A 13,372-nucleotide genomic window follows, 5' to 3' on the forward strand; every position below is an offset into this window, starting at 1 on the left:
ATAATGATATTTAATTAAATAGAATTGATTAAACACTATAATGTAACATTATTGTAGTGGAGGAGTAGTGTAAATGTCTAACTTTAAACAACACGAATTTTACATCTGGGTCATAGGGTTATTATTATTTTACGGTTACTTAGGTTTAATTATTCCTTTACATGGAATCGATTGGTTTTTTGGAAGTCATCAAGGCATAAGTACCTTTTATCATCATTTTGATAATTTGAATGGACGTTATATTAGTAATTTAATTGAACTTGTAGCAGTGCGTTCGGTAATATTACGTATGATTATGTATTCAATAATATCAGTAAGCATTATTTTATTAATACTCAAATTGATACGCCAAACATTTTCAATCCGTCATCTCATGCTTGCAACTATGTTATTGCTTATTATACCTAATTCAGTTTTTTCAGAGAGTTATGGAAGCTTTGGCTACTTTTTTAGTTATGCTTTTGGAATGATATGTGTTCTCTATAATTTGTATTTTATAAGTCAAATTTTATTTATAAAAGATGAACTAAAAATGTACAATGTCATTTTATTTTGGATCAGTTGTTTCAGTGGGCAATTATTTGCTGAATCATTAACTTTTTTCGTTAATTTGGCTTTATTCACGACATTAATTGCTTATTTTGTGTTAAAACGTAAAATTAACTTTAATTTATTAATAGGGTTTCTATTATCATTATGTGGTACATTAATAATGTTGATTAACCAAACGTACATTAATTATCTAAGTGACATTCAAGCAATGAGAGCACACATTGATGGTTTAGGTTATGTTCATAAATTAAGAGTTACAATATTAAATGACCTTCCACGTTATATGTTTTTTAATCATATTATCATAGTGTCTATGATTGCGATTGTTATAATTGGATTACTTATAAAAAATACTCGCTTTCAAACGTTTTCTAAAATCAGACAATTTATATTAATGATTGGTATACTTGTATTGCCTATATACAAGATATTTATTTTTGAACCCTTTAATTTTAATCAAACAACTTTGATTACAAGTTATGGTCTAATTAATTTCTTATTATGTTTTAGCTTTTTCGTCAGTATAAGTATGGCTAGTTTTATTATAGTTACAGATAGCTACTATCGTATTATTTTAATAGCTGCTTTTATTTCTATTATTTTAAGTGCTATACCTATCTTTTTCATTTCAGAGGTAACGTCTCAACAGTTCTTTATTGTATATATAATGTGGTGTGTGATATTGATTACTTTAGTTACTGAATTACATACTTTAAAACAAAGCTATGATAATATTCTTAAAATTTGTGTAGGATGTTTATTATTCGTATTTATTGCTATTTTTACGATTGTGCATTTTAAATATGAAGCTAGATTAAATAATATTCAAACTCAAATTCAACAACATAGAAATGAAATTATTGTAAAACATTTGCCATTTGAGACATATTTCTATGAAATGACTCCAACTGAAGAAATCGAAAAGGAAAATTTCAAAGAGTACTATCAAATTTCAAATAATAAACAACTTAAAATATTGCCGTTTGATATTAATGTAATAGAAGACAGAGGAGATTAACTATGAAGTTAAAACAAACGCACTATGAAATAATTAAATTCGTCATAGTGGGTGGGATTAATACACTTGATTATTATTTAGTGTATCTCATTTTACTAAAATTATTACACATTCACTATATGGTGAGTCATATTATTGGATTTATAGTAAGTTTTATTATTTCTTATTATTTAAATTGTTATTTCGTTTATAGAGTTAAACCAACCCTTAAGAAATTTTTAAGTTTTCCATTAACACAAGTAGTAAATATGGGAATGCAATCTTTGTTTTTATATATCTTTGTAAGATGGTTTAATTTCCCTTCTGAAATTGCACCGTTTGTAGGACTTATCGTTACAATTCCGATTACTTTTATATTATCTAAATGGATTTTAAAAGACTAAAATTTAAAAAAGAGCTAGAATTATGTATTTCTAGCTCTTTTTTTTATAAATAGGAAATTAGGTTTGACTAAAAAATTAATTAGCTTATTTTTATAAAAATGATAGAAATAAAAAAATATTGTAATTCAAATTTTGATAGTACATACTAGTAATACTAAGTGTTTAAGGTGGTTAACTAGATATGACCCAAAACGAAAATCTTAAATTGGCGCAAAGAGGCGCTTATTTAAGTTTAGTTGTTTATATCGTTTTATCTGTTGCAAAATATATTGCTGGATATGTGTACGATTCGGCAGCTGTAAGAGCAGATGCATTGAACAATATGACTGATATTGTTGTATCTATCGCTGTTATTGTGGGGTTAAAGATTTCAATTAAGCCAGCTGATAAAAATCATCCTTATGGTCATTTGAAATCTGAAAATATTTCAACGCTTTTCGTATCATTCATTATTATGTTTGTAGGTATCCAAGTAGTGATTGAAAATGCACCTCGAATGTTGACAAATGAACACCATATTCCAAATTTTATTACGATTATTATTAGTATGATGAGTGGTGTCATTATGATTGGTGTTTATGCTATTAATCATAGGCTTGCAAAACAAACTAAAAGTAGCTCATTAGACTCGGCCTCAAAAGATAATTTATCTGACGGTTTAGTCAGTATGGGTACTGCTATTGGATTATTATTTACACAATTTGGTCTACCTATTATTGATGTGATACTTGCCACTGTATTAGGATGTTTAATTATTTATACTGGGTTTGGAATATTTAAAGATTCAATTTTTGCATTGAGTGATGGATTTAAGGAACAAGATTTAGAAGAATATCGAAATCTTGTTCAAGAAGTTACAGATGTAAGAGAAGTAAAAAATGTAAAAGGACGTTATCACGGCAGTAGCATTTTTTTAGATGTAACGATTGTAGTAGATGCAAATTTATCATTACAAGAAGCGCATGATATTTGCGATAGAGTAGAAACACATTTAGAAAATAACGGTATATCGTCTGTATATGTTCATCCAGAACCAAATACATTAGATGAGAAATAAAAAAGAGCGGGAGTATACTCCTGCTCTTTTTTGATTCGATTTACCACCAACCATTTGATTCTCTAAAACGTATCGCTGCTCCAATTGATCCATAACGTTCTTTTGCATATTGAATCATGCCTTTAGTTTGAGTTTCAACTGATCCATACCCCCATGATTGGTTAGTTTGGCCTAATCCATGGTATTGACCATTTGATGCATTAGGGTTACCGCCGGATTCAGGAAGGACAATTTTCTCCCACATTTCTTCTGTGCCTCCAGCAGCTAAGAAACGTTGATATACTGATTGTGTACGACTTGAAGTACTAGAAGTTGTCGTGTTTGAACTTGATGCATTTAAATTAGATGTATGACTTTGATTATATTGGTATTGATGTTGTTGAGAAGGGGATGTTGATACCTCTTCTGCGTGTGCCTGACCAGTTTCTAAACTAGCGGCACCTAATGAGAGCATGGTCATTAATGCAAAAATTGATTTTTTCATGATAAAAAACTCCTTTGTGATTTGGATATTAATGTTCAAATTAAAACATTGCATCCCAATAAATCTAGATGTTGACTACGGTATGTTCACTATAACAGTTAATTTAATGACATAGGTTACTGTCATATCAAGAATAATTATCAAATATGAACACGAAGTAACAAATATCTCAACCGTTTATCATATATTCCGAATTAAATTATAAGTAGTCCTATTATGAAAAAAAGTGAAATAGTTCTATAATAATGGTGTAAAGATAAATAGATATTAAATTAAATAATGAGGAAAGTATTTATAATTCAATCGTTATACTCATTAACTTTCTATTAACCTAAGGAGTGTTATATTATGCCAAAATTAATTTTATGTCGCCATGGACAAAGTGAATGGAATGCGAAAAATTTATTTACCGGTTGGGAAGATGTTCAACTGTCAGAACAAGGGAGAAATGAAGCCATCACTTCAGGTAAAAAATTAAAAGAAAACAAAATTGAAATTGATGTTGCTTATACTTCTTTATTAACAAGAGCATTGGAAACGACTCAATATTTATTAGCTGAATCTGACCAAGAATGGATTCCCGTTCATAAAAGTTGGCGCTTGAACGAACGACACTATGGAAAATTACAAGGGTTAAATAAAGATGATGCCCGTAAGGAATTTGGTGAAGAACAAGTTCATCAATGGAGACGTTCTTATGATGTATTACCGCCAGCACAAACTGAAGAACAACGTCAATCTTATTTAAATGATCGTCGTTACCGTCATTTAGATCATCGTATGATGCCTTACTCTGAAAGTTTAAAAACAACATTAGAGCGTGTTATTCCAATTTGGACTGATCATATTTCACAACATTTATTAGATGGGGATACTGTACTTGTAGCAGCACATGGTAACTCTATTCGAGCATTAATTAAATATTTAGAAAACGTATCTGATGAAGACATTATAGGCTATGAAATTAAAACTGGCGCACCGTTAATTTATGAATTAGATGATGATTTAAAAGTAACTAATCATTATTATTTATAAAAGTGTGAGCAAGAATTTTTATTTATTGTAATATAGTAGATACAATAAAAGGCTAAAGCATTAAAGAAGTGCTTTAGTCTTTTATTAATGTAGTGGAGTAAGATTGTTTATAAAAATAGTTAAACGGTTTTAACTAACGTCGATATTGCTTAATCATCTTTAATGCACGTTTACGTGTTTTAATATTAGAACTTTTTAAGTTGCGACGTGCAGTTTGTAAATCTTGTTTCATAAATAGTCCTCCTTTTTATAAAGAATAAAGGAAAAGATGGTTTATGTAAATAGTAATTATTACGATTTAAAAATCGGAATAAGGAGATGATACCATGTCGCATAGTAAAAAGTTAATTATGATTTTCACTATGCTATTAGGTGGCTTTTTTGGTTTATTAAATGAAACCTTGTTGACCACAGCATTACCGAGAATAATGAAAGATTTTCATATTGAATATTCTCAAGTACAATGGCTCACAACAGCCTTCTTACTAACAAATGGAGTAGTTATTCCATTATCTGCATTTATTATTCAACGTTATACAACAAGACAAGTCTTCTTAACTGGAATTATTATATTCTTTCTAGGCACTTTACTAGGAGGATTTAGCCCTAATTTCACTACTTTATTAATTGCAAGAATTATCCAAGCATTAGGTTCTGGTATTATGATGCCACTAATGATGACGACGATATTAGATATATTTGAACCGCACGAACGTGGAAAATATATGGGGATGTTTGGATTAGTGATTGGTTTAGCACCAGCGATTGGACCTACATTATCTGGATATTTGGTTGAATACATTAATTGGAGAGCATTGTTTTATGTTGTAGCTCCAATTTCAGCAGTGACCTTTATACTTGCTTTAATTTTTATTAAAAACGTTGGAGTAAAAGTAAAAGCGCCCATTGACATACTATCCATTATCTTATCTATTCTCGGATTCGGTGGTATGTTATATGGGGTAAGTTCTATTTCTCAGAAAGGTTGGAATGACCCAGTCGTTCTGAGCACTATTATTTTAGGCATTATTTTTGTAGTTTTATTTATTTGGAGACAAGAACGACTTGAAACTCCTTTATTAAGTTTTAAAGTATTTAAAAATAGTCAATTCACAGTAGGTATTGCTATTATGGCTGTAACGATGATTTCGATGATTGGATCTGAAACGGTATTACCTATGTTTGTACAAAATGTGTTGCAACGTACGCCTGTTGATTCTGGTTTGATATTGTTACCCGGAGCAATTGTAATGGCAATCATGTCAATCATATCTGGGCGTTTATACGAAACGTTTGGCGCACGAGTACTTTCAATGATAGGTATGCTTATTGTAACGATTACGACGTCCTACTTTGTAGTTATGGATGAGCATACGTCAACAATTGTTTTAGCAACTATTTATGCGATTCGTATGATTGGTATTGCTTTAGGGTTAATGCCTGTAATGACGCATACAATGAACCAACTCACTCCAGAATTAAATGCCCATGGATCTTCAATGACAAATACAATTCAACAAGTAGCGGGTTCTATTGGTACAGCTGGTTTAGTAACAATTTTAAGTGTAGCAAGTCAGCATTTTAAACCGACACTCAGTGATTATCAAGGAATGGCTAAAACAGAGATGATGAAACACATTCAAACAGACGCAATGATACATGGTTATCATTCTGGCTTTTTATTTGCAGTCATTATCACAGTCGTTAGTTTATTATTAACTTTTTTACTTAAACGAAAAAAGGATTTAAATGAAGAAAGTCATTAACCTCATATCTAAACCTTCTATTTTATTTAATAGTTTAAATAGTTATTGACTATTCATAGTGATGAGATTAGAATTAATTTATTCTGACTAATTTAATAGGAATATGGAGGAGTTATTAATGAAAAGACTTTTATTTGTAGCTTTGACACTTATTTTTGTATTAGCCGCATGTGGTAATAGTGGTTCATCTGACAAAAATAGTGATTCAAAATCAAGTAGCAGTAATAGTGATAAAAAAACATTACGTGTAGGAACTGAAGGGACTTATGCACCTTTTACTTTTCACAACAAAAAAGATCAGTTAACTGGTTATGATATTGATGTAATTAAAGCTGTTGCGAAAGAAGAAGGATATAAACTTAAATTTAATGAAACATCTTGGGATTCAATGTTTGCTGGTTTAGATGCAAAACGTTTTGATGTCATTGCAAACCAAGTGGGTATCAATAAAGAAAGAAAAGAAAAATATAAATTCTCTAACCCTTACACTTATTCAAGTGGTGTCTTAGTTGTTCGTGATGATGAGAAGAATATTAAATCATTTGATGATGTGAAAGGTAAAAAATTAGCGCAAACATTTACTTCTAACTACGGAAAACTTGCTAAAGATAAAGGTGCTAACATCACTAAAGTAGATGGTTTCAACCAGTCTATCGATTTATTATTATCTAAACGTGTGGATGGTACTTTTAATGATAGCTTATCTTATTTAGATTATAAAAAACAAAAACCTAATGCTAAAATTAAAGCAATTAAAGGTGATGCAGAACAAAATAAATCAGCATTTGCATTCTCTAAAAGTGTCGATGATAAAGTTGTTTCTGATTTCAACGATGGTCTGAAAAAACTTAAAGAGAACGGTGAACTAGCAAAAATTGGTAAGAAATGGTTCGGTGAAAATGTTTCTGAGCCTAAATAGTCAACAACAACACGCATTAGATGCAGCAACTCAAGCATTTGGACCCATGTTGGAAGGTTTAGTAAAATACTCTATTCCAATTACAATTGTGACATTTATTTTAGGTTTGATTATCGCTTTGTTTACGGCGTTAATGCGTATTTCATCTAGTAAAGTATTAAGAGGAATTGCACGTGTATATGTATCTATTATTCGTGGCACACCAATGATTGTACAACTCTTTATTATCTTTTATGGTATTCCAGAACTTGGACGTCTAATTACTGGAAATGCAGACGAACAATGGACATTGTCTTCTGTTGTTTCAGCGATTATTGGATTGTCTTTAAATGTAGGTGCATATGCATCTGAAATTATCCGTGGTGGTATTATTTCTATTCCAAAAGGCCAGACAGAAGCGGCATACTCTATTGGAATGAATTATCGTCAAACGATTCAACGTATTATTTTACCTCAAGCGATTCGTGTTTCAGTTCCAGCTTTAGGTAACACATTCTTAGGATTAATTAAAGACACATCATTACTAGGATTTATCTTAGTAGCTGAAATGTTCCGTAAAGCGCAAGAAGTTGCTTCTACAACATACGAGTACTTTACAATTTATATTCTCGTAGCCGTGATGTATTGGGTTGTTTGTTTTATTATTTCAGTCATCCAAGGCTTCTATGAATCATATATTGAAAGAGGGTATAAGGCATGATTGAGTTATCCAATATTCATAAATCTTTTAATGATAAAGAAGTAATTAAAGGTATTGATTTGAATGTAAAAAAAGGTGAAGTTGTCACATTAATTGGTCGTTCCGGTTCGGGTAAGACTACATTATTGCGTATGATTAATGCGTTAGAGATTCCAACTGAAGGCAACGTTACTGTGAATGATAAAACGTATACTGCTAAAGATAAGAAATCTCAAATTGAAGTACGTAAACAATCAGGGATGGTATTCCAAAGTTATAATCTTTTTCCACATAAAACGGCTTTAGAAAATGTGATGGAAGGTTTAGTAACTGTAAAGAAAATGAGTAAATCAGAAGCTAAAAATAGAGCATTAGACTTACTTGAAAAAGTAGGTTTGACACATGTTAAAGATCAACGTCCTCATGCACTCTCTGGTGGTCAACAACAACGTGTGGCGATTGCGAGAGCTTTAGCGATGAATCCTAAAGTGATGTTATTTGATGAACCTACATCTGCACTTGACCCTGAACTTGTAAATGATGTGTTGAAAGTTATTAAAGAATTAGCAAATGAAGGCATGACGATGGTGATAGTTACTCATGCAATGCGTTTTGCAAAAGAAGTATCTAATAAAGTTGTATTTATTCATGACGGTGAAATTGGTGAAGAAGGATCTCCTGAAGAATTATTTGATCACCCTAAAACTGATGAATTAAAACGTTTTTTAAATGTGATTAATGAAAATTAAAAAAGAATCGTCGTTTGAGATGTTTCATCTTGAACGACGATTCTTTTTATTGAATAATGCTTTCTTTCTTCACATAAATAGATTTTAGAAATATTTATATTTTAAACTGATAGTAAAACAGTAAGCTCAAATTGAAGTACTTTATTCTCATATTGATTAAATGTCATAATTTCAACGGTTAAACTACCAAATTGTTTTTTCAATTTTTTATCTAAAACTTTAACTTTTACATATAAGTTATCATTTGGATAGACAGGTTTAATAAAGGTTACATTATTTAAATGAGTCCCTGCAATGATGTCTTCTTCATATTTATTTTCTTCAATCCAAAGTTTAAAAGAAAGAGAAAGGGTATGCATACCTGATGCTATAATCCCTTTATACATTCCTTGACCTGCTTTTTTCTTATCTAGATGCATATATTGAGGGTCAAATTGATGAGCAAACTCTAATATTTCTTTCTCAGTTATTTTGTAATGTTTACTAATGAATGTATCTCCTATAGAAAACATACTGTATTTCATAGTTATATGCCTACCTTAAAGTATACTTATAATGCAATGATTATCTTCTATTTTTGATCCATTGTTGAGTATGATAAAGAACAGGTTTAATTGGCTTAATGAAGTCACCAATATATTCATAAACACTAGCATTAAAGCCTTTTTTGAACTGTTGGACACCATAATCTTCAGCATTTTCACTAAAGTCTCCAGTAATACCATAGAAGTTGTAACGGTCAATGTTATGCTCTTTAGCAAATTTAATCATTTCCCACTGTAAACGATAGGCCCCCATATATTCATTATATTTTGGGTTAGAACCACTAGATAAATAATATACTTCATGTTCATTGTAGATATATAATGCAGCTGCTAGATTTAATACTTCACCTTCTGCTGCAATTTTATCTTTTGTTTGGTTTATTTTACGTTCATTGCTATCAAATTGTTGTTGAAGTTGATTGCGTTTATTTTTGTTCTTTTTAGAGTTAGGGCTTTCTTTTAAAACTTCTTCAATTTCAGTAAGTTGTTTTGTTAAATCCTCATGTTTATGTTGTAGAGTAGACAAATAATCTTTTAAATCGATATAAGCTAATTTTAGCATGGCATGATCTTTATATGTTTTTTGCATTTCATAGAAATAAGGCTCATCTCTAAATTTAAAGCCATGTTTTTCTTCAGCCATTTGGAACAGTTCGAAGAAAGTATGTGTGTCTTCCATAGGTAATGTTTTAACTTTTACGCCCATTTCATACGTCTTTTTAATATTACGACGTGTTTGATAGTCCATTTCTTTTAATAATTGGTCTTCAGTTTTATCTTTAAGATCAAGTACAGACAACCAACGAATTTGACTCATTGTACTATAACCTACAGACCAACCTTGATGTTTATATCCTAAGTCTTCAAGTGTTTTAATCACTGCACGATTATCGTAGCTTTTTAAAATTTCTCCATCTGCATTACGTAGGTTTTCTAAAATATATGGATCTACTAAAACAAATAGACAATTTTGTTTTTTTAAATATTCTGTTAGTGATTTGAAAAAGAAGTGAACCAGTTTGATATTGCTATAATCCATTACTGGACCACGATGTGTGTAAAAATATTTATAAAATTTTAATGCGCGTGCTTCAGTCATTAATGTTGCTGCAATGACATCTCCACTATCATCTTTAACACCTACAACATGTACATCATGTTTCATCTCATTTCTATTATCCAAGTGTATTCGAGATTGTGTATAGTGAGAAAAATGTTCGGATGTGAATTTTTCAAATTCTTCAGGTGTTAAACTTACGAATTTCATGATTATCTACTCCTCTGTGTTTTTAAGAATTCTAAACTATTTTATCAAATTAGTTCTATTATTACACACATTTAGTAAATTAATTTACTCGTACTTTAGTATTAGATAATAATTATTTTTTAAAATATATAACTATAAAACTTAAAATATAATATTTTTTAATAGTCTAGTTTATATTGCAAAACCACTGTATGATAATCAGTATAAGCATAGTATAATAGTAAGAGTTATATTAGGTTAGATTAGAAAAAGTAGGAGTGAACATATTTGAAAAGATTGATTTTATCATTAAGTGTATGTGTCATATTGCTAGCGGGCTGCGGTAATGATGAATATGCTAATAAAATAGATAAAGCTGTAAAACTACAAGATAAAAAACAAGAACGACTTGCTAGGAATGAACAAGGCGATGTGGTAAAACACTTTGATAAAAAAGACGCTAATATATATGTGTATGAAAAAGGTAAATATGTTGTATTAGCATATAGACCATTAAGTAATAACGATGAAATGCATTATTATACATATCAATTTAAAGACAAGAAGGCAACTTATTTAGAGCACTTTGATACGAAACAATATATTAGTACACATGATTCGGATTATAAGGAAGAAAATCTTAACTAATTGAAACAATCTTAAGGAGTATATATGAAAAAATTGATTTTTATTGGAGCTGGGATCATATGTTTAATCATTATCGTTGTCGCTTGCTCTCGAAATAAAAAAGAAACAACCCCAGCTCATACGAAAAATGGAAAAATTTTAATTGTAGAATATGGAGACTATAAATGTCCTTATTGCAAGAAAATTGAAGATAACGTCATGCCTATCATAAAAAAAGATTATATTGATACAAATAGAGTGGAATATCAATTTATTAATGCAAGTTTTCTTGGAAAAGATTCATTAATGGGCTCTAGAGCAGGGAATGCTATTCAATCTATTGCACCAAAAGAATATCTTACATTCCAAAAAAATATATATGCTCATCAACAAGAAGAAAAAAAAACATTGGATTACTGAAACATTACTAGATAAAGAAATTGACCAATTAAATATTTCTCAAAAACAAAAAGATCGCATAAAAAAAGAATATAAAACTAAAAATAGCGATGCTTGGAAGGAAGCAGAAAAACAGAAAAAGTTAACAAAAGAAAATCATATTCAATCTGTTCCAACAGTTTTTATCAATGGTAAAAAAGTAGAAGACCCTTATAAAGTTAAAGAATGGAAACAATATTTATAGCATAATACAAAAGACCTAACTTAGTGTTGTTTAAATATTAAATTAGGTCTTTTAATTATGTTTTTATATAGTTTATGAAATATTTAAAAATCTTACATTTAAAATCATTATTTTTATAAAAAAAGGGAATAGAGATAAAAGAAATAAAGTTAGAACAATTAATTTACTTTAATTAAGTCGTTTAGTTTGTCATTTTCATTAGATTTATTTAATATACTGAGTATAATAATTATATTAAAGTAGAAGATAGATAAAATGAATACTATTAGTTTTATCATTTCACTATTGGAGGGAAAATAAATGGCTAACTTTAATTTAGATCCAGTTCATTCAGGTGTGAATTTCTCAATACAACACCTTGTAATTAGTAATGTAAAAGGACGTTTTAACGATTTTGATGCAGATATTACAGGTGACTTTCATGATTTAAGTTCTTTAAAAGGCACTTTTACTGTTCAAGCTAATTCTATTGATACTAAAGTAGAAGATCGTGATAATCATCTTAAAAGTGAAGATTTCTTAAACGTTGAACAATATCCTGAAATTAAATTTGAAATTATTAGTGTTGATGACCATTCAGTTACTGGTAATGTAACAATTAAAGATCAAACACAAAAAGAAACATTCGATTTAGATTATAAAGGTATTAGCTTAAACCCACTTAATAATAAAAATACAGCAGGTTTAGTTATTACTGGCGAACTTGATCGTGAAAAATATGGTGTTACATTTAACCAACCATTAGAAACTGGTGGTTTCTTATTAGGTAAAACATTAAATGTGGAATTCGATTTAGAATTTCCTATTGAAGAATAATAAAGTTAAAAAACAGGCAGAGTTCTAACTTTGCCTGTTTTTTTATTGTCTTAAAATATAATAGTTGTTAAATTATAGAAATCACCATTTTAGAAATTAGGAGAGATAACGATGTCAATCGATGTAAAAGAAAATAAAATAATTTTTAAAAGAACATTTAAAGCTCCTATCAATGATGTATTTGATGCCTATACAAATCCATCGTTATTTGAGCAATGGTTTCATCCTCAAGGCGCTAAGACAAAAGTATATCGTTTTAATACTGAAGAAGGCGGGGAAGCCTTCTTTGCAATAGAAACCTCAGAACAGACAAGCTATACATTAACAGAATATCGAAAAGTGGATCGTCCGAAGTATCTTGAATACTTTGATTACTTTGCTACACCTGAGGGAAAAAAAGATACGCGTTTACCTGGTATGCATATTTCAATCAATTTTAACTCAGATAATAAACAAATGACTACTATTACGTCTACGTCAGTGTTTCCAACTAAAGAAGCAGCTCAACAAGCAGTAGGTATGGGAATAGAAGCAGGTATGAATTCAACATTAGATCAACTAGAAGTCTTACTTAATGAATAAATCGTCACGAGGATGTCAAAATTAAATTGAACTTTTAAGTTATAATAATATTGAAAAGAGGATGATATAGTATGAAAGAAAGATATTTAAAAGTGCTGGGATTATTTTCAATTAGTACTTTAATTCCAACATTATTAATTAATTCAAAGTGTTTAAATAATGGCGTCATAAAATATATTTTAAGAACGGCATTAGGCTATGGTATTTTTGCTTCAGGATTACGTTATTTTTCAAAATTAAAAAAAGCACATTAATATCATGACAAGAGCAA

16 protein-coding genes and 1 pseudogene are annotated in these 13,372 nt (G+C 29.7%); 13 read left to right on the plus strand and 4 right to left on the minus strand.

Annotated features, from left to right (window positions below):
* The first annotated feature begins 73 nt into the window (after nt 1-73).
* The 3 genes from NSU06_RS02275 (at nt 74) to NSU06_RS02285 (ending at nt 3,010) form a co-directional block, all read left to right on the plus strand.
* On the plus strand, nt 74-1,570 hold the full coding sequence (locus NSU06_RS02275) for a hypothetical protein (RefSeq protein ID WP_145429680.1): 1,497 nt from the start codon (nt 74-76) through the stop codon (nt 1,568-1,570).
* A 2-nt stretch (nt 1,571-1,572) separates the two neighbouring features.
* A complete protein-coding gene (locus NSU06_RS02280; protein WP_017174977.1) occupies nt 1,573-1,953 on the plus strand; it encodes a GtrA family protein in 381 nt (126 codons plus the stop codon).
* Between the two features lie 181 nt (nt 1,954-2,134).
* The gene (locus NSU06_RS02285) at nt 2,135-3,010 is read left to right on the plus strand and encodes a cation diffusion facilitator family transporter (RefSeq protein ID WP_167805714.1); all 876 of its coding nucleotides are present in this window, start codon (nt 2,135-2,137) and stop codon (nt 3,008-3,010) included.
* A 40-nt stretch (nt 3,011-3,050) separates the two neighbouring features.
* Here NSU06_RS02285 and NSU06_RS02290 read toward each other — a convergent pair whose 3' ends face one another.
* Nucleotides 3,051-3,494: a transglycosylase gene (locus NSU06_RS02290; protein ID WP_070813180.1), complete on the minus strand. Its 444-nt coding sequence runs from the start codon at nt 3,492-3,494 to the stop codon at nt 3,051-3,053.
* A gap of 348 nt (nt 3,495-3,842) precedes the next feature.
* Between NSU06_RS02290 and NSU06_RS02295 the strand changes: the two genes are divergently transcribed.
* Nucleotides 3,843-4,529 carry a 2,3-diphosphoglycerate-dependent phosphoglycerate mutase gene (locus tag NSU06_RS02295; protein WP_017174974.1) on the plus strand — a complete coding sequence of 229 codons (687 nt, stop codon included), beginning with the start codon at nt 3,843-3,845 and terminating at the stop codon, nt 4,527-4,529.
* Nucleotides 4,530-4,662: 133 nt separating this feature from the next.
* Here NSU06_RS02295 and NSU06_RS02300 read toward each other — a convergent pair whose 3' ends face one another.
* On the minus strand, nt 4,663-4,761 hold the full coding sequence (locus NSU06_RS02300; protein ID WP_017174973.1) for a putative metal homeostasis protein: 99 nt from the start codon (nt 4,759-4,761) through the stop codon (nt 4,663-4,665).
* Nucleotides 4,762-4,855: 94 nt separating this feature from the next.
* Between NSU06_RS02300 and NSU06_RS02305 the strand changes: the two genes are divergently transcribed.
* From NSU06_RS02305 to NSU06_RS02320, 4 genes are all read left to right on the plus strand, one after another.
* On the plus strand, nt 4,856-6,295 hold the full coding sequence (locus tag NSU06_RS02305; protein ID WP_145416767.1) for an MDR family MFS transporter: 1,440 nt from the start codon (nt 4,856-4,858) through the stop codon (nt 6,293-6,295).
* 118 nt (nt 6,296-6,413) lie between these two features.
* Entirely contained in the window at nt 6,414-7,214 is an 801-nt protein-coding gene (locus NSU06_RS02310; protein ID WP_002488763.1) for a transporter substrate-binding domain-containing protein, read from the plus strand.
* Nucleotides 7,195-7,914, plus strand: a complete 720-nt coding sequence (locus NSU06_RS02315) for an amino acid ABC transporter permease (protein ID WP_002448600.1) — start codon at nt 7,195-7,197, stop codon at nt 7,912-7,914. The genes NSU06_RS02310 and NSU06_RS02315 overlap by 20 nt, the downstream gene beginning before the upstream one ends.
* Entirely contained in the window at nt 7,911-8,642 is a 732-nt protein-coding gene (locus NSU06_RS02320) for an amino acid ABC transporter ATP-binding protein (RefSeq protein WP_002448438.1), read from the plus strand. Before NSU06_RS02315 ends, NSU06_RS02320 begins: the two co-directional genes overlap by 4 nt.
* Before the next feature lie 101 nt (nt 8,643-8,743).
* On the opposite strand, the gene NSU06_RS02325 is transcribed toward NSU06_RS02320, so the two are convergent.
* Both NSU06_RS02325 and NSU06_RS02330 read right to left on the minus strand, forming a co-directional pair.
* Nucleotides 8,744-9,166 carry a MaoC/PaaZ C-terminal domain-containing protein gene (locus NSU06_RS02325; protein ID WP_002448363.1) on the minus strand — a complete coding sequence of 141 codons (423 nt, stop codon included), beginning with the start codon at nt 9,164-9,166 and terminating at the stop codon, nt 8,744-8,746.
* A 40-nt stretch (nt 9,167-9,206) separates the two neighbouring features.
* A complete protein-coding gene (locus tag NSU06_RS02330; protein ID WP_311045676.1) occupies nt 9,207-10,454 on the minus strand; it encodes an aminoacyltransferase in 1,248 nt (415 codons plus the stop codon).
* Between the two features lie 267 nt (nt 10,455-10,721).
* On the opposite strand from NSU06_RS02330, the gene NSU06_RS02335 reads away from it, so the two are divergent.
* From NSU06_RS02335 to NSU06_RS02355, 5 genes and pseudogenes are all read left to right on the plus strand, one after another.
* Nucleotides 10,722-11,081 (plus strand): DUF4467 domain-containing protein, encoded by a 360-nt coding sequence (locus NSU06_RS02335; RefSeq protein WP_017174967.1) that lies wholly within the window; start codon nt 10,722-10,724, stop codon nt 11,079-11,081.
* 24 nt (nt 11,082-11,105) lie between these two features.
* A pseudogene (locus tag NSU06_RS02340) lies at nt 11,106-11,703 on the plus strand (thioredoxin domain-containing protein).
* Nucleotides 11,704-12,003: 300 nt separating this feature from the next.
* A complete protein-coding gene (locus NSU06_RS02345; RefSeq protein ID WP_019834820.1) occupies nt 12,004-12,519 on the plus strand; it encodes a YceI family protein in 516 nt (171 codons plus the stop codon).
* Nucleotides 12,520-12,630: 111 nt separating this feature from the next.
* Nucleotides 12,631-13,101, plus strand: a complete 471-nt coding sequence (locus NSU06_RS02350; protein WP_019834821.1) for an SRPBCC family protein — start codon at nt 12,631-12,633, stop codon at nt 13,099-13,101.
* 71 nt (nt 13,102-13,172) lie between these two features.
* Nucleotides 13,173-13,355 (plus strand): hypothetical protein, encoded by a 183-nt coding sequence (locus NSU06_RS02355; protein ID WP_002448340.1) that lies wholly within the window; start codon nt 13,173-13,175, stop codon nt 13,353-13,355.
* Nucleotides 13,356-13,372: the final 17 nt, after the last annotated feature.

The organism is Staphylococcus sp. FSL W8-1270 (assembly GCF_038007165.1).
GTDB classification, from domain to species: domain Bacteria; phylum Bacillota; class Bacilli; order Staphylococcales; family Staphylococcaceae; genus Staphylococcus; species Staphylococcus hominis.

Coding starts and splice junctions, on each gene's coding strand:
- NSU06_RS02355 (WP_002448340.1), top strand. CDS start 13,173: ATGAAAGAAAGATATTTAAAAGTGCTGGGATTATTTTCAATTAGTACT.
- NSU06_RS02330 (WP_311045676.1), bottom strand. CDS start 10,454: ATGAAATTCGTAAGTTTAACACCTGAAGAATTTGAAAAATTCACATCC.
- NSU06_RS02315 (WP_002448600.1), top strand. CDS start 7,195: ATGTTTCTGAGCCTAAATAGTCAACAACAACACGCATTAGATGCAGCA.
- NSU06_RS02310 (WP_002488763.1), top strand. CDS start 6,414: ATGAAAAGACTTTTATTTGTAGCTTTGACACTTATTTTTGTATTAGCC.
- NSU06_RS02290 (WP_070813180.1), bottom strand. CDS start 3,494: ATGAAAAAATCAATTTTTGCATTAATGACCATGCTCTCATTAGGTGCC.
- NSU06_RS02280 (WP_017174977.1), top strand. CDS start 1,573: ATGAAGTTAAAACAAACGCACTATGAAATAATTAAATTCGTCATAGTG.
- NSU06_RS02295 (WP_017174974.1), top strand. CDS start 3,843: ATGCCAAAATTAATTTTATGTCGCCATGGACAAAGTGAATGGAATGCG.
- NSU06_RS02305 (WP_145416767.1), top strand. CDS start 4,856: ATGTCGCATAGTAAAAAGTTAATTATGATTTTCACTATGCTATTAGGT.
- NSU06_RS02325 (WP_002448363.1), bottom strand. CDS start 9,166: ATGAAATACAGTATGTTTTCTATAGGAGATACATTCATTAGTAAACAT.
- NSU06_RS02285 (WP_167805714.1), top strand. CDS start 2,135: ATGACCCAAAACGAAAATCTTAAATTGGCGCAAAGAGGCGCTTATTTA.
- NSU06_RS02320 (WP_002448438.1), top strand. CDS start 7,911: ATGATTGAGTTATCCAATATTCATAAATCTTTTAATGATAAAGAAGTA.
- NSU06_RS02350 (WP_019834821.1), top strand. CDS start 12,631: ATGTCAATCGATGTAAAAGAAAATAAAATAATTTTTAAAAGAACATTT.
- NSU06_RS02300 (WP_017174973.1), bottom strand. CDS start 4,761: ATGAAACAAGATTTACAAACTGCACGTCGCAACTTAAAAAGTTCTAAT.
- NSU06_RS02275 (WP_145429680.1), top strand. CDS start 74: ATGTCTAACTTTAAACAACACGAATTTTACATCTGGGTCATAGGGTTA.
- NSU06_RS02345 (WP_019834820.1), top strand. CDS start 12,004: ATGGCTAACTTTAATTTAGATCCAGTTCATTCAGGTGTGAATTTCTCA.